General features: G+C 68.1%; 21 protein-coding genes. 6 read left to right on the top strand and 15 right to left on the bottom strand.

Features of this window, described 5'->3' with window-relative positions; translation table 11 throughout:
* Positions 1-43 precede the first annotated feature (43 nt).
* Positions 44-1153 (top strand): sensor domain-containing diguanylate cyclase, encoded by a 1110-nt coding sequence (locus JJL56_RS03650; protein ID WP_145623547.1) that lies wholly within the window; start codon positions 44-46, stop codon positions 1151-1153.
* Between the two features lie 25 nt (positions 1154-1178).
* On the opposite strand, the gene JJL56_RS03645 is transcribed toward JJL56_RS03650, so the two are convergent.
* The 6 genes from JJL56_RS03645 to JJL56_RS03620 form a co-directional block, all read right to left on the bottom strand.
* A complete protein-coding gene (locus JJL56_RS03645; RefSeq protein ID WP_145623548.1) occupies positions 1179-1814 on the bottom strand; it encodes a LysE family translocator in 636 nt (211 codons plus the stop codon).
* An 89-nt stretch (positions 1815-1903) separates the two neighbouring features.
* The gene (locus JJL56_RS03640) at positions 1904-2224 is read right to left on the bottom strand and encodes a hypothetical protein (protein ID WP_145623549.1); all 321 of its coding nucleotides are present in this window, start codon (positions 2222-2224) and stop codon (positions 1904-1906) included.
* Positions 2225-2263: 39 nt separating this feature from the next.
* A complete protein-coding gene (locus tag JJL56_RS03635; RefSeq protein WP_247889288.1) occupies positions 2264-2590 on the bottom strand; it encodes a hypothetical protein in 327 nt (108 codons plus the stop codon).
* 41 nt (positions 2591-2631) lie between these two features.
* Complete coding sequence (locus JJL56_RS03630; protein ID WP_247889289.1) at positions 2632-3426, bottom strand: hypothetical protein; 795 nt, start codon at positions 3424-3426, stop codon at positions 2632-2634.
* A gap of 31 nt (positions 3427-3457) precedes the next feature.
* Positions 3458-4414 carry a YqaJ viral recombinase family protein gene (locus JJL56_RS03625; RefSeq protein WP_200484207.1) on the bottom strand — a complete coding sequence of 319 codons (957 nt, stop codon included), beginning with the start codon at positions 4412-4414 and terminating at the stop codon, positions 3458-3460.
* Positions 4415-4755: 341 nt separating this feature from the next.
* Positions 4756-5391 carry an XRE family transcriptional regulator gene (locus JJL56_RS03620; protein WP_200484206.1) on the bottom strand — a complete coding sequence of 212 codons (636 nt, stop codon included), beginning with the start codon at positions 5389-5391 and terminating at the stop codon, positions 4756-4758.
* A 221-nt stretch (positions 5392-5612) separates the two neighbouring features.
* Here JJL56_RS03620 and JJL56_RS03615 point away from each other — a divergent pair, with 221 nt between their 5' ends.
* A complete protein-coding gene (locus tag JJL56_RS03615; protein WP_014197078.1) occupies positions 5613-5933 on the top strand; it encodes a heavy metal-binding domain-containing protein in 321 nt (106 codons plus the stop codon).
* 103 nt (positions 5934-6036) lie between these two features.
* Positions 6037-7233 (top strand): E22 family MetX-like putative esterase, encoded by a 1197-nt coding sequence (locus JJL56_RS03610; RefSeq protein ID WP_200484205.1) that lies wholly within the window; start codon positions 6037-6039, stop codon positions 7231-7233.
* A gap of 48 nt (positions 7234-7281) precedes the next feature.
* On the opposite strand, the gene JJL56_RS03605 is transcribed toward JJL56_RS03610, so the two are convergent.
* The 3 genes from JJL56_RS03605 to JJL56_RS03595 form a co-directional block, all read right to left on the bottom strand.
* Positions 7282-7734 (bottom strand): hypothetical protein, encoded by a 453-nt coding sequence (locus JJL56_RS03605; RefSeq protein WP_200484204.1) that lies wholly within the window; start codon positions 7732-7734, stop codon positions 7282-7284.
* A 222-nt stretch (positions 7735-7956) separates the two neighbouring features.
* Entirely contained in the window at positions 7957-8361 is a 405-nt protein-coding gene (locus JJL56_RS03600; protein ID WP_200484203.1) for a response regulator, read from the bottom strand.
* Positions 8362-8378: 17 nt separating this feature from the next.
* A complete protein-coding gene (locus tag JJL56_RS03595; protein ID WP_200484202.1) occupies positions 8379-10190 on the bottom strand; it encodes an extracellular solute-binding protein in 1812 nt (603 codons plus the stop codon).
* A 209-nt stretch (positions 10191-10399) separates the two neighbouring features.
* Here JJL56_RS03595 and JJL56_RS03590 point away from each other — a divergent pair, with 209 nt between their 5' ends.
* Positions 10400-11020, top strand: coding sequence for a glutathione S-transferase family protein (locus JJL56_RS03590; RefSeq protein WP_345772541.1), 621 nt, complete (start codon positions 10400-10402; stop codon positions 11018-11020).
* Between the two features lie 59 nt (positions 11021-11079).
* Here JJL56_RS03590 and JJL56_RS03585 read toward each other — a convergent pair whose 3' ends face one another.
* From JJL56_RS03585 to JJL56_RS03575, 3 genes are all read right to left on the bottom strand, one after another.
* Complete coding sequence (locus JJL56_RS03585) at positions 11080-12186, bottom strand: TRAP transporter substrate-binding protein (RefSeq protein WP_145623558.1); 1107 nt, start codon at positions 12184-12186, stop codon at positions 11080-11082.
* 167 nt (positions 12187-12353) lie between these two features.
* On the bottom strand, positions 12354-13979 hold the full coding sequence (locus JJL56_RS03580) for an alpha-glucosidase family protein (RefSeq protein WP_200484200.1): 1626 nt from the start codon (positions 13977-13979) through the stop codon (positions 12354-12356).
* A 74-nt stretch (positions 13980-14053) separates the two neighbouring features.
* Entirely contained in the window at positions 14054-14365 is a 312-nt protein-coding gene (locus tag JJL56_RS03575) for a hypothetical protein (RefSeq protein ID WP_145623560.1), read from the bottom strand.
* 131 nt (positions 14366-14496) lie between these two features.
* On the opposite strand from JJL56_RS03575, the gene JJL56_RS03570 reads away from it, so the two are divergent.
* Positions 14497-15615, top strand: a complete 1119-nt coding sequence (locus JJL56_RS03570) for a DNA topoisomerase IB (protein ID WP_145623561.1) — start codon at positions 14497-14499, stop codon at positions 15613-15615.
* Between the two features lie 3 nt (positions 15616-15618).
* On the opposite strand, the gene JJL56_RS03565 is transcribed toward JJL56_RS03570, so the two are convergent.
* Positions 15619-16608 (bottom strand): small ribosomal subunit Rsm22 family protein, encoded by a 990-nt coding sequence (locus JJL56_RS03565; protein WP_145623562.1) that lies wholly within the window; start codon positions 16606-16608, stop codon positions 15619-15621.
* Between the two features lie 178 nt (positions 16609-16786).
* Between JJL56_RS03565 and JJL56_RS03560 the strand changes: the two genes are divergently transcribed.
* Positions 16787-17137: a hypothetical protein gene (locus JJL56_RS03560; RefSeq protein WP_200484199.1), complete on the top strand. Its 351-nt coding sequence runs from the start codon at positions 16787-16789 to the stop codon at positions 17135-17137.
* A gap of 26 nt (positions 17138-17163) precedes the next feature.
* Here the strand turns inward: JJL56_RS03560 and JJL56_RS03555 are convergent, their stop codons facing one another.
* Both JJL56_RS03555 and JJL56_RS33615 read right to left on the bottom strand, forming a co-directional pair.
* Positions 17164-19113, bottom strand: a complete 1950-nt coding sequence (locus JJL56_RS03555) for a methyl-accepting chemotaxis protein (protein WP_345772540.1) — start codon at positions 19111-19113, stop codon at positions 17164-17166.
* Positions 19114-19381: 268 nt separating this feature from the next.
* Entirely contained in the window at positions 19382-20461 is a 1080-nt protein-coding gene (locus JJL56_RS33615) for a transglycosylase SLT domain-containing protein (RefSeq protein WP_200484198.1), read from the bottom strand.
* Between the last annotated feature and the right edge of the window lie 16 nt (positions 20462-20477).

Genomic DNA, 20477 nt, shown 5'->3' with positions numbered 1-20477 from the left:
CGCCAAAGGCTAGTGTGCACCGACGCCAACCGCACATGCACCCATGCTCACCTCGGCAACCCGAATCGTCGGCCTGTACACGGGCCTCGCCACCGCGTGGGTGGTGGGGTCCGACCGCGTTCTGGACGCCGCCGGGCTGGGCGAAGTGGTCCTGATCCAGAACGTCAAGGGCACGGCCTTCGTCCTGTTCACCGCCCTGGCCCTGTGGGGCTTCCTGCGCCAGGAATTCCAGCGCCGCACCCGGTCGGAGGATGCGCTGCGCTCCACATTGGAGCGGTTGGCCCAATCGGAAGCCGATCTCCGCTCGGTCATCGAGAAGCTGCCGGACGCTTTCTTCCGCACGGACCTGGACGGTCGGGTCAGCATGGCCTCGCCCCAGTTCGCGCGGGAGTTCGGGCTGACTCCCGAGACGGTGATCGGTACCCGCATCGCCGACCATTACGTGGAGGAGGACGGGCGCGCCAAGTTCCTTACGGCTCTGGAGGAATCAGGCGGCGAGGTCCGCGACCACCGCATGCCGATGCGGCGGCAGGACGGCACCACCTTCTGGATTTCAGCGAACGCCTACATCCGCCGCGATCCCGCCGGACGGCCTATCGGGGTCGAGGGGATCGCCCGCAACACCACAGCTCAGCACCATCTGGAGGAGCGGTTGCGCTACCTCGCCGGGCACGACGCGCTGACCGGACTGTGCAACCGCATCCGTTTCGAAGACCGGCTGGAACACGCCATCGCCCGCGCCAGGCGCGAGGACAAGAGCTTCGCCCTGCTTTTCCTCGACCTCGACGGGTTCAAGGAGGTCAACGATACCCACGGGCACCAGAAGGGCGATGAGGTGCTGGTGATCACCGCGCAACGCCTGTCCGGCGCCCTGCGCAACAGCGACACCACCGCCCGCATCGGCGGCGACGAATTCGCCGTTCTGCTGGAAGGGGACATTTCCGTCGAAAACGCCCGGGCCGTGGCGGAAAAGGTCATTGACTCCATCGACCGGCCCATTGCCGGCCTGGACCTGTCGGTGTCGGCCAGCGTGGGCATGGCCTTCTTTCCGTCGGACGGCGCCGATGCCGGCGTTCTGTTGCGCTGCGCCGATCAGGCCATGTACCGCGCCAAGCGCCTGGGAAAAAATCGGCTGGAGCTGGGCACCGCCTGACCCGGACGGGTGGGAACGGAGAGCTTCAGCCTGGTTTGGCGACATCCATCACCAGCCGAATGCCCAGCGCCCCGATGACCGTGGCGGCCAACCGGTCGATCCACGCCTTGGACCGCAGATAGACGGCACGCGGCCGGCCGGCGGAAAAAGCCACGGCGACGATGGCGTACCAGCCGGTCTCGACCAGAAACACGGCGGGCGGCAGGGCCAGCAGAATCCAAGTCGGCGGGGATGCCGGCAGAAGGGCGGCGAAGATGCTGGCGTAGACGATGGCGGTCTTCGGGTTGCTGATCTGCGTCGTCAGACCGATGCCAAAGGAGCGCAAGGTGCCGCGAGAATTGGCGGTCCCATCCGGAACGCGTATCGGCTCCGCCGCGCCCTGCCAGATCCGCACCGCCAGATGAACGAGATAAAGGCCGCCCGCGACTTTCAGGATCAGATGGAGCCACCCGACCTGGATCAGCAGGGCGTGCAGACCGAGGAGGGCCAAGGTGGCGAAGACCACGCCGCCGATGCCCATGCCAAAGGCGGCGGCAAGCCCGGCGCGACGCGACACGGCGATGGAAGTGCGGGCCACCAGGACGAAGCTGGGGCCGGGGCTGATGGCGCCGATGGCCAGGGCGCCGAGAACGCTCAACAGGGAAAGAACGGACCCATCCATGGCTGCGGCTCCGCCGATCGGGAAAGCCGCAGTTTATGGATGGCGAACGGGATCGTCAGCCGGCAAAATGGTCGCGGCGCCCTGCCCGCTCATTCCGCGGCCATCAGAAAGCTCGTGCCATGATGGGTGCGCGGGGGCATGTCAGGGAGGCCGATCGTCCGCCCGACCTCCTCGGTCGTCGGCCGGCGCCGGTAGGTCTCCACATAGCGGTCGAGGGCGGCGAGGCATTCGGCGATCGAACCGGAACCGACCGCCCGGCAGTCCTCGAAGGCGTGCGGGTCGGGGCGGAACCAGTGGGTGATGTAGCCGTCCTCGGTTCCGTTCAGGGTGAGCGTCAGGGCAAAGCGTCCCTCATGCCCGATCCGGGCGTGGGCCGCGCGCAGCCGGGACTGGACCTCTTCGATGGTCATGGCGCGTGCTTCCTTCTTAATCATCAGGCGGCCTTTCGATCACGCGGCGTTGCGGAGCAGCCCGTCTTCCAGGCTGCGCGCCCATTCGGCGTCGCGGGCCAGCGATTCGACCAGCAGACGGGCCGGGCCGGCGGTGTCCGCCGGGGTGTCGGGACGGAGCAGCCCCGCCAGCCGCATGGCCAGCGATTCCGCTTCCGCCTCGACCCAGCGGGCATACTGCTTCCGGCGTTCCGCCTCGTTCCAATACCAGCGCGGAAGCTGGGGGTAGCTGCGCTCCATCTCGCCTTCCCAGGCGCTCATGCGGAACAGACCGCTGGGGGAGCGTTCGGCGTGGGTGTGTTTGGTGGTGGTGCTTGCGGGTGTCATCGGCAGAGCGTCTCCCTTCCACGCCGCAGGACGGGCGTGGATCAGGCGGCCTCCAGATCGCCGCCCTCTTCGTCTTGCTTCAGGATCTCCGCCTTCTTCTGGGCGAAGAGGCTGGTGATGCGGTGCTGGGCCGTGCGATCGACCGTGCCGATCTCGCGCAGGCGCGTGCCGGCGCCGGTGCGCCACAGCTCCTCCAGGTCGTCCAGGTCCAGGCAGGCGCCGAGCCGCTTGCGGATTTCCTCCTCGAAGGCGGCGATGGCGGACGGCTGCAGGTCCGGGTTGGACTTCGCGGCGTAGAAGGCCTCCGCCTCCTCCCGGTACTTGCTGTCGTCGAACTGGCCCATATGCACGTCGGCGGCGAGGCCGAGCTGGACGAGGCATTTGCCCACCGCGTCGGTCATCGACATCTTGAAGCACTCGTCGTCGGGCGCCTCGATGCCGTTGCGGCGGCGGACCATCTCCGTGCCGCCCCACTGCGGACCGGTCCAGCACTTCTCGCCCGTCTCCGGGTCGAGGTACCAGACGCGGGCACAGATGAAGACCATGCGTTCGGCGATGGTCCAGTCCATCTGTTCATAGCCCCAACCCTTGCCGACCGGACCGAACACCTCGGTCATCATCATCAGGCGCCAGGTCGGGTCGATCTGCGTGCCGCGGAAGCCGCCGGAGCGGGTGAAGGGCTTGGTCGCCTTCGGGTCCGTCCGCTTCAGCCGGTTCCACAGATGCATGGGGTCCGGGGCGGCGGGGTCCACGGTGGCGGTCGGGGAACCCGCGATCTTCGGGGCGGCCGTGCTGACGGTCTTCTCGGTTTCGGCAACGGTGTCGGTCTTGCTCATGCGTCCCATGGTCGTCGGGTTCCCCTTTTGGTCAGTAGCGTTCGTCTCTCCCCTCACCCCAGCCGCCGCTGAGCACAGCGTCCAGGCTCGGGTCAGGGGACGGATCGGCCGTGGCGGGCTGCCACGGTTCGGCGGTGTCAAGCGCCCGCCGGGGCGGCGCGCCGTAGCGCAGCGACAGCCGCCCCTCGCGGTCGCGGGCGAGGTACAGGCCACGGCCCGCCTCCTCTCCCGCCCCGTCGGCCATCGTGACGAAGGCGATGCGCGCGTCGGCGGGCATCAGCGCCTTCAGGGCGGCCTCCGCCTCCCGGACGGCGAGGGCAGCGGCGCGGCGGTCCACCAGCTCCGCGGCCAGGGCGGCGAAGCGGTTGTGCCGGGCCATGTCGACCACCCGGCGGGTTTCATAGACCGGCCCCTCCGCCGGCAGCGGGTCGCCGGGCTCCACGTCGTTGGCGACGTGCCACCAGAAGGCATCCAGCGTCTCCATCAGCCGCCCGCAATCCGCCTCCCGCCGCGGCACGCGGACGAGCGTGTGGCCGGTGGGGCGCAGGATCGACAGAATTGCCCGCTCCAGCCCGGTAACCACCAGCTGGTGCTGGACCTGCCAGTGATAGCGCTGGGCCAGTTCCGCGTCCGTTTGGAAGCCGCCGGTGAATTTCGCCTCCACCAGCGTGTCCGGCGCGCCGCTGTCCGTGTCGCCCTCCCAGGTCAGGAAATCCGGGTGCGCGACCATCCAGTCATGCTCCGGATGGACCCAGGTCCGCTCCGCCGGCACGCAGGGAAGGCCGGTGACCTTCTCCACGAACCGCGGGTGAAGATGCTCGGTCGCGATGCCGATCTGCACCGCGGCGAAGAGGTCCAGGTCGGCCGGCGCCGAACGCCCCGTCTTCTCGCGCCACAGGCTCAGCCAGTCGCCCGCCATGACGCGGGTGGTGTCGGAAGACCCGATACGCCCTGCCCGCGCGGCGCGCTGCGCGTCCGTAATCGCCATTCCCCTGCCGGCCCCCAGCCATTTCTCTGCGTCTTCTGGCTTCGAGTCGATGCGTCTTCGCAGCGCTCTCGCCGTTAACCATAACCCGTAGCGTGAATATGGGCTGCGAACATGCAGGATTCAAGAACAAAAAGAGAACCTGCGGCTCGGCCGTAGGATCGAATCTTCAAACCTTTTCAAAAAACTAAGTAGAATGCAGCGTAGCCGCGGTCCCGCTGTGACCGAATCGGGCGACTCGGGACAAATGGGTATGGATTCGTGAGGTCAAAGGGGGGCGCGGAAAAGAATTTCACCGGCCAAATTGGCGGTTTTTCTTTCAGATTCCCGCCAAATACGAGTGATCAAGCGCGCAGGCAGCGCGTGATGTGAACCGCGACACCCGCGACGTTGGCGCGGTCGATGGGCGTCGGGCGGCAACCGGGATCGGTGCTGACCGGCAGCAGATGCGGCGGGAAGAAGCGATAGCCGCACACCGTTCCGTCGCCCACCGTGACCACCACGTCGCCGGCCTGCGGGGCCAGCACGTCCAGCGGTTCCAACACCACGCAGTCGTCCGGGAGGACGCCGGCGGCGTTCAGGCTGGAAGAGGCGATGGTCAGCGCGAAGGCGCGGCGCGAGGCCGGGCGGTCCATGGCGATGCCCCGCGCCCCGCCCGTCAAAGCCGCGGCGATGAAGGTCTCCCCGGCTCTCCGCCCCAATTCCAGAAAGTTCTGCACCTGCTCGACCGACAGCAGCGGCACCCGTGCAACGGCTATGTAGGCGGTCTCATCGAGGAAGCGCGGCTCGGAGCCGGCGACGCGGGCCAAGCGGCCCAGGGTCTCCGCGCTGGGAACGCTGCCCCGCGCCGGGTCCCGCAGGAAGCGCGTGATGTTGGTCGGCGTGACCTCGGCCAGCCGTGCCCAGGCCCCGGCGCTCCACCCCTGGGCCTCCATCACGCCGGTCATCCAGCGCAGGATCGCCCGTCGCGTGTCGTCCATACCGCCGTCCTCCCCGCCGAAAGAGCGCTCTTATAAGAGAGAACGTTGGATGAACGCGCAAGGTTTCTTCGCTTATGTCGCAATTTCGCCGAGGATGCGCTGCGATTTCGCAGTATCGCATCGGACTCACCCTTCCCTCCGGCTGCGCTCTTCCCCCGCCCATTGCGACTCGCCGTGCGCGCCGCCATCTGGAGGGCGCGAAACCACATCCGGAGGAACCAATGATCGTTACCAGCACCGACACCGTCGAAGGCCGTCCCGTCACCCAATATCTCGGCATGGTCGCGGGCGAGGCGATTTTGGGCGTGAACATGTTCCGCGACCTGTTCTCCGGCATCCGCGACATCGTCGGCGGCCGTGCCGGCGGCTACCAGAACGCGCTGCGCGACGCCCGCGAGGCCGCCTTCGCCGATTTGCAGGACGCCGCTCGGGCGCTGGGCGCCGACGCCATTGTCGGCGTGGACATCGATTATGAGGTGCTGGGCAAGGAGAACGGCATGCTGATGGTCTCGATCAACGGAACCGCCGTCCGGCTGGGCTGAGTTCCCCCAACCGTTTAGGCCGATTGCCCGCCTGGACGGGCGGGCGCACCCCCTTACACTCCCTCCCCGCATCGATAGGGACCTGAGAAACGGGAGGGACGACATGCGTTCTCTGGCGAAACGGCTCGGCGGCCTGGCCCTGGCCGCCGGGCTCTTCTGCACGGCGCCAGCTCTGGCCTTCGAAGGCCTCGTGGAGAAGAAGGTGTTCGAGATGCCGTCCTACACCACGGTGGGCGGCGGCACGATCAAGAACGTCCGGATCGGCTGGGAAAGCTACGGCAAGCTGAACGACGCCAAGGACAACGTCATTCTCGTCACCCATTTCTTCAGCGGCAACAGCCACGCCGCCGGGAAGTACAAGATGGAGGACCCGGCCCCCGGCTATTGGGATTCCATCATCGGGCCGGGCAAGCCGCTGGACACCGACAAATACTTCATCATCAGTTCCGACACGCTGGTGAACCTGTCGCCGAAGGACCCGACCGTCGTCACCACCGGCCCGGCCAGCGTCAATCCCGACACCGGCAAGCCTTACGGCATGAGTTTCCCGGTCGTCACCATCCGCGATTTCGTCAATGTTCAGAAGGCATTGCTGGACAGTCTTAATGTGAAATCCCTGCACGCGGTGATGGGCGGCTCGATGGGATCGCTCCAGGCGCTGGAATGGGGCGCGTCGCATCCGGAGATGGTCAAGCGCGTGGTCGCGGTGATCGGCGGGGCCGAGGCCGATCCCTTCCTGATCGGCTGGCTGAACCTGTGGGCGGCCCCCATCCGCGTCGACCCGAACTGGCAGGGCGGCGATTACTACGGCAAGGCGGAGCCGAAGGCCGGGCTGACCGAGGCCTTGAAGCTGGTGACCCTGCACGCCCGTCATTGGAAATGGGCCGATGCCACCTTCGGCCGCGGCTGGGCGGAGGAAGGAAAGGACCCCGCCGCCAGCATGAACAACCAGTACGCCATCGAAGCGTGGCTGGACAAGGCGGCGGCGGCACGCGCCGCGGTCAGCGACGCCAACCACTTCCTGTATCTGGTGAAGGCCAACCAGACCTTCCTGGTGGGCGGCGGTGGGGCGCTGGACGAAGGTCTGGCGAAGATCAAGGCGCCGGTGCTGCTGATCCCCTCCGCCGACGATCTCGTCTTCCCGCCGGAGCGCGCCATGCACCCGCTGAAGGAGCGGCTGGAGAAGCAGGGCGTCGCGGTCACCTACACCGACGCGATCACCACCAGCCTCGGCCATCTTGACGGCATCGCCAACATCGCCAAGGCCGGGGACACGATAGCGGCGTTCATGGCGAAGTAACGAACGCCACCGCCCCGTCTGGCGAGGGCCGCCCGGCGGGGCATTCCGTCAGTGGCCGACGTAATGCGGCATCAGCTTGGCCTGTTCGCCGACAAAGACGTTGCAGCGGCTGTCCTGACCGTCGAAGAAATACACCTGACCGGCCTGGCGCTTATTCTGCGGGTCCGACAGGTTCGCCCCGCCGGAGAAGGCGACGCCATAACGTTTGTCCGGGGTCCGTGCCCAGTAGATCCCGTCCATCTCCTGCCCAAAGGCGCCGCGCTGGCACAGGCGCGACAGGGCGGCGTCGTAGCGGGTCAGCCCGTTCAGCCCCATCGGCAAATTGTAGACCGCTTGGCTGCGCACATGGCGGGTGCGGGGCGGAATGACCTCTTGGGGAATCGAGGAGCGGCTCAAGGCGCGCAAGTGGCTGGGATCGGTGCGCTCCACCCGTATCGTGTCCGCCACCGCGGGCACAGCCAGCAGCCCTAGCAGCAGCGGAACGGCGGCGATGAACTTCATGGGTTGCGTGGTGAAAAGGCCAAGGACGGCAGGACCATAGCACGGATTGCCCATCGGTGAGGAGCGGCTGCCGACCGATAAGCCAACGGCAGATGATGAAATCATTCGTTTTCAAATGACTAAGAGAATTTCCTTAGCGTCGATACGAAGAATTTCGAACGCCTTGCCTCTTCAGGACATGATTTAGAAAAATCCATCAAAACATTGATTTAAAAGAGATTTTCATATTCGTTCCCCTTTGCCATCCAGATAGCGGGTGATCGTCGCCAGGAAGTCCTTCGGCTGGATCGGTTTGGGCACATGCCCGTCGAATCCGGCGCCGGAAAAGCGCAGCATGTCCGTAGGCGTTGACAGGTTGGTGACCGCGACGACCAGCGTGCGCGCCAACGCCCGGTCAGTGCGGATCATCCGCACCAGTTCGACGCCGGAGAGGCCGGGCATCACCACGTCCATGATCACCAGATCGGGCTTCAGCGCGCGCATCAGGTCCAGCACGCCCCGCGGGTCGTCCGTCTCCACGACGCGGTGGCCACCCTCCTCCAAGCAACGCACCAGCAGTTTGCGCATCAGCGCGTTGTCATCGACGACGAGGATGGTCCGCGTCTTGTCGAACGAATAAGCCCCCATCGCTTCCCTCCCGCTCGTCACGGCGTCTTGCCGGTGCCGGCGGACGAGGCGTCCGACAGCCACCAGGAGTCGAAGGAGAGCGAATAGGGCGGCACGGTGTCGGGGCGCTTCAACCGGCTCCAATAGGCCACACGGTAGACGCCGGAGTACCAGTGCGGCACCACGTAATGGCTCCACAGCAGCACCCGGTCCAACGCCGACACCGCGGCCTTCAGATCCTCCTGGCTGTTGGCGCGGACGATCTCGCCGATCAGATGATCGACCGCCTCGCTGCGTACCCCGGCCAGATTCTGGCTTCCCGGACGGTCGGCGAAGGCCGATCCCCAATAGCCGGTCTGCTCGTTCCCCGGCGACAGGGACTGCGGCCAGACATGGACCACCATGTCGAAATCGAAGTCGCGCGTGCGGTTCTCGTACTGGGTCGTGTCCACGGTGCGGATGCTTGCCCGGATGCCAAGCCGCTTCAGATTCTCGATGAAGGGCAGCGTCACCCGCTCGAAGGTCGGGCTGTCCAGAAGGATTTCGAAATCCAGCGGCTTGCCGGTCGCCACGTCGACCCGCACCCCGTTGCGCACGTCGGTCCCCGCCTCGTCGAGCAGCCGCTTGGCTTCCAGCAGGTTGCGGCGCAGCCCGTTCTGGCCCTCCGTGCTGGGCGGGTGGTAGGTCTTCTCGAAGACCTCGGCGGGGATTTTCCCGCGCAGCGGCTCCAGGACCGCCAGCTCACGGCCTTGCGGCAGGTCCATGGACTGGAGCGGCGAGTTCTCGAAATAGCTCTCCGTCCGCTTGTAGGCGCCGTAGAACAGGGTCTGGTTCGTCCATTCGAAGTCGAAGGCGTAGGCGATGGCTTGGCGCACCTTCGGATTCGCGAAGACCGGACGGCGCGTGTTGAACACGAAGCCCTGCATGCCCGCCGGCACCTCGTTGGCGATCTCCTCCTTCACCACCTTGCCGTTGCGCACCGCGTCGAAGTCGTAGCCGGTGGCCCAGGTCTTGGCGACGTTCTCCTGGCGGAAATCGTACAACCCGCCGCGGAAGGCCTGAAGGGCGACGCTGGCGTCCCGGTAATACTCGTAGGCCATGCTGCCGAAATTGTTCCGACCGACATTCACCGGCAGATCCTTGCCCCAATAGTCGGCGACCCGCTCGTAGGTGATGCCGCGGCCCGGATCGAAGGACGCGATGCGATAGGGGCCGCTGCCCAGCGGCGGGTCCAGCGTGGTCGCCTGGAAATCCTTGCCCTCCCAATAATGCTTCGGCAGCACCGGCAGCTGCCCGACGATCATCGGAAGCTCGCGGTTGTCGCCCGGCTTGAAGGTGAAGCGGACGCGGCGTTCGCCCTCCGCCTCGACCTTGTCCACGGCGCCGTAATAGCTGCGGTAGAAGGGATGGCTCTCCGTCAGGATGGCGAAGGAGAACACCACGTCGTCGGCGGTGACCGGCTTTCCATCGTGCCACCGCGCGCCGGAGCGCAGGTTGAAGGTGATGGAGGAGCGGTCCTCCGGCATCTCCACGCTTTCGGCGAGCAGACCGTATTCGGTGAAGGGCTCGTCCGCCGACCCGGTCATCAGCGTGTCGTAGATCAGCGCCGCCCCCGCCGCGGGCACGCCGCGCAGCGTGAAGGGGTTCAGCGTGTCGAAGGAGCCGATGGCCTGGAGGGTCACCTTCCCGCCCTTCGGAGCGTCCGGGTTGACGTAATCGAAATGCCGGAAATCCGGCCCGTATTTCGGTTCGCCATACAGCGCCATGCCGTGCCGCGGCTGCGCGCCCGCCGATCCGGCCACAGCGGTGGCGATCAGCCCGATCAACAGTCCAGCGGCCACACGGCGCATACCCGATCCTCCTATCCTTCGCTCCGGCGCGCTCGGCCCCGGTTCCGCTCTGATAACATGTGGGAGGGGTGAGGCGATGCGAAACCCCCATCCTTATCAACCCGCAGCGTCGCGCCCGGCGATTTGCTCTGGTGTCCCGGTGGGCTTGCGGTCATGGTTTTCGGCAACCCGCGCGGCCAAGCGCGACCAGCATGGAGGGTTCTTCGACCGTGTCCGCCGAATTCACCGTCTACGGCAACCTCAATTCGCAGCCTGCCACCCGCGTCGTCCTGTTCCTGTCGATGGCCGGTGTGCCCTACGCCTACCGCCATGTCGACCTGCGGGGCGGCCAGCAGAAGTCGGCGGATTATCTCGCCATCAACCGCTTCGGCCGGGTACCGACCCTGGTCCACGGCGACCTCAGCATTTCCGAATCGGGTGTCATCCTGACCTATCTGGCGGAAAAGACCGGCCGGTTCGGCGGGCGGGACGAGGCGGAGCGGATCAGGCTGGCGGAGTGGCTGTCCTGGCTGGCCGACGTGCTGCTGCCGGTCCAGCGCGCCCGCGCGGTGCGCAAGTTCAACGGCGACTCCAACGCCCTGCCCTGGATCGACGCCGCGGCGGCCGGCGGGCTCGCCCAGTTCGACCGCCATCTGGCGGGGCGGACCTTCATCGAGGGCGAGCGGCTCACCATCGCCGACATCTTCGCCTTCCCGTGGATCGACCTCGTGGAGGAGTCGAGCATCGACATCGCCACCTACCCCAACGTCCAGGCGTGGCACGCCCGTGTGCTGGCCCAGCCCGGCGCCAAGCGCCAGATGGCGCTGATGCCGCAGCAGGACGTTGGCTGATCCCAAAAAGAAAAGCCCCCACCCGCGGCGCGGATGGGGGCCTTCTCAGACGAAATGTCTTACTTCTTGGTGCCGGCGGACGCGACGAAGCTGTCGTAGGGCAGCTCGGCGACGCGGAACCACAGCTGGGTTTCGTCGAGGAACGGCTTCCAGCTCTCGTAGATCGTCTTGAAGTTCGGGTTGGTCTTCGCCAGCTCGTCGTAATACTCGAAGGCGATCTTGTGCGCCTGCTCCATCAGGTCGCGCGGATAGGCGCGCAGGATGGTGCCCTTGGCGACCAGACGCTTCAGAGCCTTGGCGTTCTCCGAATCGTAACGGGCGATCATGTAGGTGTTCGCCTCGGCGCAGGCGGCCGTCAGGATCGACTGGTAGGACTTGGGGAGCTTTTCCCACTCCTGCAGGTTGACGTAGAGCGAGACGTTCGGCCCGCCTTCCCACCAGCCCGGATAGTAGTAGTACTTGGCGACCTGATGGAAGCCCAGCCGCTCGTCGTCGTAGGGGCCGACGAACTCGGTCGCGTCGATGGTGCCCTTTTCCAGCGCCGGATAGACGTCCGCGCCGGCGATCTGGGTCGGGGTGGCGCCCATCTTCGACATGATCTGGCCGGTGATGCCGGCGATGCGGATCTTCAGGCCCTGGAAGTCCGCGGCGGTCTTGATTTCCTTGCGGTACCAGCCGCCCATCTGGGCGCCGGTGTTGCCCGCCGGGAACTGGATGACGTTGTGGTTCTTCATGAAGGCGCGCATCAGGTCGAGACCGCCGGCCTGGAACCAGGCGGTGGTCTGGCGCGCGTTCGGGCCGAACGGAATGGCCGTGTCGAAGGCGAAGGTCGGGTCCTTGCCGACGTAGTAGTAGCCGCAGGTGTGGCCGCACTGGACCGAACCGTTCTGCACGGCGTCGAGCACCTGGAGGCCGGGCACCAACTCACCACCCGGGAACGCGCGGATCTGGAACTTGCCATCCGTGCTTTCGGCGACGCGGCGGGCGATCAGTTCCGAAGCGCCGAACAGAATGTCGGTGCTCTTCGGGAAGCTCGACGCCAGGCGCCACTGGATTTCCGGCTGCGACTGTGCAATGGCCGGCGCGGCCACGCCGGCCACCGCCAGCCCCGCACCCGCGGCCGCAGCGCCCGCACCCGCCGACTTCAGAAACGCACGTCTTTTCACGATTCTTCTCCCGTGGACTCCGCCTTCCCTTTTCGTTTCAAGCGGCCCGTCGGACCACTTGTTGCGAGGGAATTTTCACAACTGTAACAAAGCAGCGTTTTCGTTCCGATTCATCGCACAAAAGCGCATGACAGGTCTACCCTGGCCCTACGGATTAGGCGTGCGCCTCAGCCGCGCCGTCCCAGGAAGGCCGAGAGCGGCGGCAGGACCAGCGTCCGCCCGTCCGCCGTGACCTCGGGAACCGGCGCGCCCGGCGGACGCGGCAGGTCCAGGGCGACCATCGGCGGCTTGCGTTTCAGCGCGTATTCGGCCGGGTGATCGGACAGGTTGAAGACGGCCAGAAGGTCTTCACCCTCCATCGCGCGCTCGAAGGCCAGGACGCTGCCGGCCTCCTCCACCGCCGCCACGCCGCCCTGGGTCAGCGCCGGATGGCGGCGGCGCAGGCGCAGGGCGTCCCGCCAGACGTCGAGCGGACTGCCGGGGTGCCGCTCCTGCGCGTCGACCGCCAGGGCGTGGTGGGATTCCGCCACCGGCAACCAGGTCTCGACCGCGCTGGAGAAACCGGCGTTGGCGGCGCCGGACCGCCAGGGCATCGGCGTGCGGCTGCCGTCGCGCCCCTGGAAGTCGGGCCAATAGGCGATGCCGAAGGGGTCGCGCAGATCTTCCGCCTCCAGCACCGCGTTGGGCAGTGCCAGTTCCTCCCCCTGGTAGAGGCAGACGGTGCCGGGCAGCGTGGCGAACAGGGTGGCGAGCAGGGCGTTGAAGCGCTCCGGATCGGCACCGGGCGGCAGCCAGCGGCTGGCGGCGCGCTCGACATCGTGGTTGGAGAAGCTCCAGCAAATGGCTTCCGGCTGCGGCGTGCCGGTCAGCGCCCCGGCGAAGTTCTGCGCGGTGAAGGGCTGCTTGGCCAGCGACAGGGTGTAGGCGGCGTGCAATCCCTGCGGCCCGCAATAGGCGGCGATGCGCCGCGCCGCGCCCGGCTGGCTCGACAGCTCGCCCAGCAGCACCCGGTCGGGGTAGCGGTCGACCACCGCGCGCAGCCGGGACAGCACGGTGTGAATGGCCGGGTGCATCATGTCGTGGAGATGCTGCTGCAGAGCGAACAGCTTGGCCGGCGGTTCCGCCCCGCTCCAGGCCGCCGCAGGGTTGGGGCGGAGTTGCGGGTCGTGGGCGAAGAAATCGACCGCGTCGATGCGGAAGCCGTCCACCCCGCGCTCCAGCCAGAAGGCCGCGGTCTCGCCGAGCGCCTGGAGCACCGCCTCGTCATGCAGGTTCAGGGCGGGCTGGCTGGACAGGAAATGATGCAGGTAATACTGGCGCCGCCGCGGCTCCCAGGTCCAGGCGGGGCCGCCGAACACCGACAGCCAGTTGTTGGGCGGCGTGCCGTCAGGGCGCGGGTCGGCCCAGACGTACCAGTCGGCGAACTCCCCGCCGCGCGACCGGCGGCTGTCGCTGAACCAGGGGTGCGCGTCCGAGGTGTGGCCGCAGACCAGATCCAGGATGACCTTCAACCCATGGCCGTGCGCCGCCTCGATGATGCGGTCCACCGTCTCCAGCCGGCCCATGCGCGGGTCGACCGCCCGGTGGTCGGTGATGTCGTAGCCGAAGTCCTTCTGCGGCGACGGGTAGAAGGGGCTGATCCATACCCCCTGCACGCCGAGCGACGCCACATGGCCGATGCCCTCCAGCACGCCGTCCAGATCGCCCCAGCCGTCGCCGTTCCGGTCGAGGAAGCTGAGGGGGTAGATCTGGTACAGCGCGGCACCGCGCAGCCACGAAGACGCCTGGGACATAAGGACCCTCCACACGAGACTCGTGCAAAGGGTCAGCCCATAGCCCTAACGATCGGTTACCGGGCTGCGATTGGTCACGGCTTGCGACCACTCGGCGGCGGCGTCAGGCGCAGCCAGGGCACCCAGACCTGCCGCATGGCGTCGCTCCACATCCGCATCGGCGCCGCCCACAGGGCCAGCATCGGGTTCGCGTTGGCGAAGGCCGGGTTGAGCAGCGGGTTGGCCGAGGCCAGCAGCACCGGCCCCATCATCCCGTGCAGCGCATCGAAGGACGGCGTGGCGGTGATCTGGATGGCGATCGTCTCGGCCCCGCGCTCCGGGTCGTCCCGGTGCAGGATCTGGATGTCCAGGTTCGGCAGGGCGGCGGTCAGCTTGGTCTCTTCCATCGTGCTCATCCCTTCGGTGCCGGCGGGCCTCAAGGCCGGGGCCATGGTCGCCGAATGGCGCTCCCGCCGCAACCATGCAACCAAAACGCGGCGGCGATGTTTCCCCGCAAGCAACAGATGGGGATGCCAGCATGGACGGATTGACGGTCACCGATCCCCGCCCCGACGCTGAAGAGGCTGCGGCCTGCGCCGGGTTGAGCTATGTCTGCGACGACGAGCCGGGCATCCGGCGACGCCGCGCCGGCAAGGGCTTCTCCTACCGCTGGCCCGACGGCACGCGGGTGACCGAGGAGGACACGCTGGAGCGCATCCGCAAGCTGGCGATCCCGCCGGCCTACCGCGGCGTCTGGATCTGCCCGGACCCCGACGGCCATCTCCAGGCCACCGGCCGGGACACGCGCGGGCGCAAGCAGTACCGCTACCATCCGCGCTGGACCGAGATGCGCGAAGGCACGAAGTTCGGACGCATGCTGGACTTCTGCCGCGCCCTGCCGGCCATCCGCCGTCAGGTGGACGGCGACCTCGCCCGCCGCGGCCTGCCGCGGGAAAAGGTGCTGGCCGCCGTGGTGCGGCTGCTGGAAACCACGCTGATCCGCGTCGGCAACGAAAGCTACGCGCGGGAGAACAGCAGCTACGGCCTGACCACCCTGCGCGACGACCACGCCGACATCGAGGGGGCGGAAATCCGCTTCACCTTCAAGGGCAAGTCCGGGAAGGAATGGAACGTCGCGCTGAAGGACCGCCGCCTCGCCCGCGTCGTCCGCGCCTGCCGTGACGTGCCGGGGGACGAGTTGTTCCAGTACATCGACCGCGACGGGCAGCGCCACGCGGTCAGTTCCGGCGATGTGAACGAGTATCTGCGCGCCGTCACCGGACAGGATTTCACCGCCAAGGATTTCCGCACCTGGGCCGGAACCGTCCTGGCCGCCATGGCGCTGCGGGAGTTCGAGACCTTCGACAGCGCCGCCAAGGCCAAGCGCAACGTCACCCACGCCATCGAGCAGGTGGCCGCCCGCCTCGGCAACACCGCCAGCGTCTGCCGCAAGAGCTACGTCCATCCCGAGATTCTGGACGCCTATCTGGAGGGCAACCTGCTGGACTCGCTGACCCGCGAGGTGGAGACCGAGCTGCGCGAGGAACTTCCCGAGTTGGAGGCCGAGGAGGCCGCCGTGCTGGCCTTCCTGCGCAGCCGGCTGGAACGCGAACGCCGGTCCCGCGCCAGCGAGAGCCGACGGCGTCGCGCGGCCTAGGGCCTATGCCTCCGGCTGGTCCTGGGTTGACAGGCCGTCGCCCCAGTCCAATCGGCGGGCGACCTTGAAGGCGGCGCCGTCGCGCTTGCCGAGAACCCGCTCGGTTTGCACACCGTCACGGCCGCAGAGCTTGAAGCCGATGCGCCCGTTCCCGGCGTTCCAGGGTGGTGCGATGATGCGGGCGTCGGGACGCGCGCCTGGCTGGCGGGAGGCGGCGACGTAGACGAACTTCTCGTCCTCCCACGGCACCTCCGCCCCTTTGGCCATGCGGTGCAGGCGGGAACGGGCGACCCGGCGGGAGAAATGGCACCAGTCCGGTGCCGCCAGTGGGCAGGCGGAGCTGTGCACGCAGGGCGCCACCAGATGGGCGCCGGCGGCGACCAGCCTCTGCCGCACCCGGACGACGCGCGCCCAGCCGGCGGGCGTGCCGGGCTCGACGATCAGCAGCGTCCCGGCGGTGAGCGACCACAGCCGGTCGACCAGCCGGTCGCGCGCCGGCTCCGCCAATTCGTCCAGCACATAGGCCAGCGTCACCAGATCGCGTGGTTCCAGGTCCGGCAGGTCCCCGGCGGCGTCGCCGGCCCGCCATTCGATCCGCGCGGGCGCCGCCGCGCCGGACAGCGTTTCGCCGACCGCGCGGATGGCCGGGCTGCCCTCGATCAGCAGGGCGTCGTCCAGGCTCGCCCAGCAATCGGACGCCGCCCACAGCGCCGTCCCCGGCCCCGCCCCGACGTCCAGAGCGGTCACCGGCGCGAAATCGGGAAGCGCCTCGGCCACCGCGTCCATACTGGAGCGGACGGCGGCGAAAGTGGCCGGCAGGCGGGTGGCGAGATAGGCCCGCGCCGCCAGATCGTCCGACAGGTGAAAGCGCCCGTCCCGCACCTCCGCCCGGTAGCGTTGGGAAAGGCGGTCCGCCGCACGTTTGAGGTCGGACAGGGCGATGCCATCGAGCGCGCGGTCCACCGCGCGGCGGAGCGAAATGGGGAGTTCCATGGGTCCGGAGGGGGCAGGCGTGGTCGTCGTTCCGCCTGTTAGCACGCCGCGCCGGCGTTCGGAAACGGACAATGCGTGGACGAGCATCATGCGCATTGCTCCTATCAGGAGAATATATTAATAAATATTCCCCTGTTAGTTAGGCATGCGCGAAGGGGGCTTTGTGAAAATAAACGCCATGGCGCTCGTGACCTGCGTCACGATGCTTGCCGCTTGCCAGACCACCTACGCACAAAAGCCCATCCGCATGGCCCCCGCGACCATGCAGTATTTTGCCGACTGGGCGGCCATCCCCCACGCCAAGGCCTTCGCGGTCAGTGAGAATGGCCGCGCCGTCGGAATCGTCTACTGCCCGGAGTTCGGCGGCTGCGCAGGGCCTTCGGAATCCACCGCCATCAGCATCTGCGAGGCCAACTCGAAGGGCGTTCCCTGCCTGATCTACGGCGTCGATGGAAAGCCCATTCTCGACGATCCCAAGCTGCAAGCGTATCTGGAAACCCACAAGGGCGACCGCTCGAAAATCCGGTGACGGGAGCGCCTCCCGGCGCTCCGGCGTCAGGCCCGCACCTGCCGCAGGAAGTCGTCGACCGCGCCGTTCAGCGTGCCGGCCAGTTCCGACAGGCGGTCGGCGGCCCCCATCATGGCGTCGGCGGAGCGTCCGGTGTCCACCGCCACGCGGCTGACGTCGCCGATGTTCGACGACACGTCGGTGTTCATGCACTCCACGATGCGCACATTGTGGGTGATCTCCGAGGTCGCCTGACGCTGCTGCTCGACCGCCGAGGCAATGCTGCTCACGCTCTCGTCGATCACGCCAATGGTGGAACCAATGCGGGCGATGGCGTCCACCACCCCCGTCGTCGATTGCTGGATGCCGTGGACCAGCGTGGCGATCTCCTCCGTCGAGGAGGCGGTCTGGGAGGCGAGCGCCTTCACCTCGGTGGCGACGACGGCGAAGCCCTTGCCGGCGTCGCCGGCCCGCGCCGCCTCGATGCTGGCGTTGAGAGCCAGGAGGTTGGTCTGCTGGGCGATGGCGGTGATGATGGCGACCACCTCGCCGATCTTCTGGGCGGAGTCCGACAGGCCCTTTGTCAGGCCGTCGGCGCGCCGGGATTCGGCGACGGCGTCCTCCGCCACGCTGCGGGAGTGGGCAATCTGCCGTCCGATCCCGTCGATGGAGGCCGAGAGTTGTTCGCTGGCCGAGGCCACGGCGCCGACGTTGCTGGTCGCCGTGCCGGCGGCGTCCGCGGCGGCGCGGGTGCGCTCCGCGGTGTCCGACGCCATGCCGGCCACCGCGCGGGCGGAGCCGGTGACCTCCGCCGCCGCCACGGACAGCGACCCCGCCACCGCCTGCACGCTGCGTTCCAGCCCGTCCGCCAGCGTCGCCATCAGGGCGCGACGTTCCTCCTCGGCGCGCCGTTCCTGGTCGCGGCGGGTCTCCTCCGCCCTTTGGCGGGCGTCCAGCGCGTCGCGGAACGCCTCGACCGCGCCGTGGATGTCGGCGATCTCGCGCAGGGGCGAGGGACGCAGGGGCACCGCGCCCTCGCCGCGGGTCAGCGCCTGAAGCGCCCGGCTGGCGTCGCGCACCGGCTGCATGATGAAGCGGTAGCCCAGCAGCATATTGAGGCCGCCGATCAGCCCGATCAGCACGAAGGCGCCCAGCGCGATCAGCGTCAGCCGGTCGAGCACCGCGGTCAGCGCCGCCGCTCCCTCCTGGCTGCGCGCGGTCACTGCGTCGGAGGCGGCGTTCATCCCCTGCACCAGCCCATCGACCAGCGTGCGGACCTCCTGGTTGTGGGCGTGGGCGTCGGTGGTCAGGCGCAGCGTTTCGGTGCGCTGCGCGAAGGCCTCGTCGAGCGCGGCGAAGGACGCGATATCGTCGGCGACGCTCTCGAACTCGTCGGCAGACGGCAGATGCCGGCGCAATTCCATGGCCTTGGCCATGTGTTCGCGGAACTGGCGCAGGTCGTTGCCGACCGCCGGCGGGTAGAGCTGGGACGGCAGGCGGGTCAGCAGGAACTTGGCGTCGCGGATCGTCGAGAAGAGCGTGGCGAGCGCCTGCTCGTCCGCCGGTTGCGCGGTCGCGCGCATCGCCGCCGACAGGCCGCGGGCGATGTCGCCCGACAGGCTTTCCGCGCGGCTGATGTTGAAGCCGAATTTCTTGTCCAGCGCCTCGACCTTGGCGCCGATGGCCGCGGCCTCCCGGCTGGCCGCGACCGCCTTGGCGACGGTCTGCGCGATGTCCGGCGCGGCGTTGGCGGACATTCGCGCGGCGTGGCCGTCCAGGCTGGTCAGCGCGTCGGCCCGAGTCGCCGCGTCACCGCTGGCGATCACCGCCTCGCCCAATTTGGCGAGCCGTTCGGCCTCCAGCGCGATCCGCTGATTCTCGGCCACCCGCTGCGCCAGCTCGGCGTTGCCGTCGGCGATCCGCGTCGCCTCCATGGCGGTCATGCCGCCGAACACCGCCAGGGCGGCCACCACGACTCCCGCAATCAGGCAATCCACCACAACGACTTGGAAAGTCGAGCGTTTTGCCCGTTCACTTGCACCGGATACCATCTCCGCACCTCATCCGCAGCGTTCCCCCGAACTCTTCGTTCTTCCGGACGGGCCGCGCGGGGCGGCTCCTCCGGGGCTTTATCGTTTGAGTACCTATATGCTCGGGGAATTGGGGATGAGGCTATTGTGGAAAACCGAAGACGGCGCCCGACCGTCCGGTGGGCGCCGCCTCTGGTTGTTGCCGATGCTGTGAAACGGGAGCGGACGAAGGCCGTTACAGGCCGGCGCCTTCTCCTCCGGCCAAGGCGACGCAGACGCGGTCCCGGCCCTCCAGGCTGCCGCAGCCGCCGCTGCGCTGGGACACGAAGCGGATGACCACCCGCTCTCCCTTGCCGACCGCGTTGGGCGGCAGCATCGCCTCGGCGACCAGGGTTTCCACCGTCCGGGACGGCGTCCGTCCGGAGCGGGCAGTGACCGGCGCGGCGCGGTCGGTGGCGGCGACGAATTCCGCGGGCGGGCGGGCCTCGCCGCGACCCATGGGCTCCACCACCAGAGGCGCCGGGCGCGGCTCCAGAGCGGCCACGGCGACCGGCGCCGGAAAGGCCGGGGTTTGCGGCACCGGCGCTACCGGCTCTGGGACCACCGCGGCGACGGCGACCGGTTCCGGAGCCGCCGGCTTGGTGGCGGGTTTGGCAGCCGAAGCCGTGGATTGCGTCGTAGGGGCGCTCGCCGGAACGATGGCGACCTCGATCGCGCTGGCTCCCGCCGCCTGCGACGGCTCGCGCGGCGCCACGCCGCGCAGCGTCGGCGTCAAGGCGGCGATGTACATCCGGGTTTCCCGCGGCAGCCTCTGCTTGCCCGCGAGGTGCGAGGCGTAGCAGGCCGGGCCGCAATTGTAGGCGGCAAGGAAGCCCGGCGCGCCGAACAGGTCGTACATCTCCCGCAGATAGGCGGTGCCGGCCAGGATGTTGTCGCGCGGGTCGGACGGATCGGAGCCCAGTCCGTATTGCGTGCGCATCATGTCGTAGGTGCCGGGCATCACCTGCATCAGCCCGATGGCGCCGGCATGGCTGGTGATGGTGCGTCCGTTCACGACGGAACGCCCGCCGCTCTCGCGCATCATCACGGCCCTGATCCACTTCTCCGGCACGTCGAACCGCTCCGACGCCTCACGCATGTGGGGGACCCAGCGGCCGAGCGGGTCGTTCGGATCAATCGGGACGACGGCCACCTCCGGGGCCTTGACGGCGAGGTCCGCCGTTTCCGGAGCGTTCGAGGCGCAACCCGCCAAGCCGAGGGCGAGAATCAGGGCGGCACCGGCGGTGCGAGCCGCGGTGAAGTCACGATAAGCCACGAGGAGGGGTCCGTGC

Origin of the sequence: Azospirillum aestuarii (genome assembly GCF_016632405.1) — a bacterium.
Classification (GTDB): domain Bacteria; phylum Pseudomonadota; class Alphaproteobacteria; order Azospirillales; family Azospirillaceae; genus Azospirillum; species Azospirillum aestuarii.
Note: the sequence above shows the minus strand (reverse complement) of the source record. Positions and strands in the feature narration are given on the sequence as shown.

Coding starts and splice junctions, on each gene's coding strand:
- JJL56_RS03630 (WP_247889289.1), bottom strand. CDS start 3,426: ATGAGCAAGACCGACACCGTTGCCGAAACCGAGAAGACCGTCAGCACG.
- JJL56_RS03575 (WP_145623560.1), bottom strand. CDS start 14,365: ATGGAAGAGACCAAGCTGACCGCCGCCCTGCCGAACCTGGACATCCAG.
- JJL56_RS03620 (WP_200484206.1), bottom strand. CDS start 5,391: ATGGACGACACGCGACGGGCGATCCTGCGCTGGATGACCGGCGTGATG.
- JJL56_RS03565 (WP_145623562.1), bottom strand. CDS start 16,608: ATGGAACTCCCCATTTCGCTCCGCCGCGCGGTGGACCGCGCGCTCGAT.
- JJL56_RS03580 (WP_200484200.1), bottom strand. CDS start 13,979: ATGTCCCAGGCGTCTTCGTGGCTGCGCGGTGCCGCGCTGTACCAGATC.
- JJL56_RS03605 (WP_200484204.1), bottom strand. CDS start 7,734: ATGAAGTTCATCGCCGCCGTTCCGCTGCTGCTAGGGCTGCTGGCTGTG.
- JJL56_RS03615 (WP_014197078.1), top strand. CDS start 5,613: ATGATCGTTACCAGCACCGACACCGTCGAAGGCCGTCCCGTCACCCAA.
- JJL56_RS03645 (WP_145623548.1), bottom strand. CDS start 1,814: ATGGATGGGTCCGTTCTTTCCCTGTTGAGCGTTCTCGGCGCCCTGGCC.
- JJL56_RS03595 (WP_200484202.1), bottom strand. CDS start 10,190: ATGCGCCGTGTGGCCGCTGGACTGTTGATCGGGCTGATCGCCACCGCT.
- JJL56_RS03560 (WP_200484199.1), top strand. CDS start 16,787: ATGGCGCTCGTGACCTGCGTCACGATGCTTGCCGCTTGCCAGACCACC.
- JJL56_RS03600 (WP_200484203.1), bottom strand. CDS start 8,361: ATGGGGGCTTATTCGTTCGACAAGACGCGGACCATCCTCGTCGTCGAT.
- JJL56_RS03610 (WP_200484205.1), top strand. CDS start 6,037: ATGCGTTCTCTGGCGAAACGGCTCGGCGGCCTGGCCCTGGCCGCCGGG.
- JJL56_RS03650 (WP_145623547.1), top strand. CDS start 44: ATGCTCACCTCGGCAACCCGAATCGTCGGCCTGTACACGGGCCTCGCC.
- JJL56_RS03635 (WP_247889288.1), bottom strand. CDS start 2,590: ATGACACCCGCAAGCACCACCACCAAACACACCCACGCCGAACGCTCC.
- JJL56_RS03625 (WP_200484207.1), bottom strand. CDS start 4,414: ATGGCGATTACGGACGCGCAGCGCGCCGCGCGGGCAGGGCGTATCGGG.
- JJL56_RS03640 (WP_145623549.1), bottom strand. CDS start 2,224: ATGACCATCGAAGAGGTCCAGTCCCGGCTGCGCGCGGCCCACGCCCGG.
- JJL56_RS03570 (WP_145623561.1), top strand. CDS start 14,497: ATGGACGGATTGACGGTCACCGATCCCCGCCCCGACGCTGAAGAGGCT.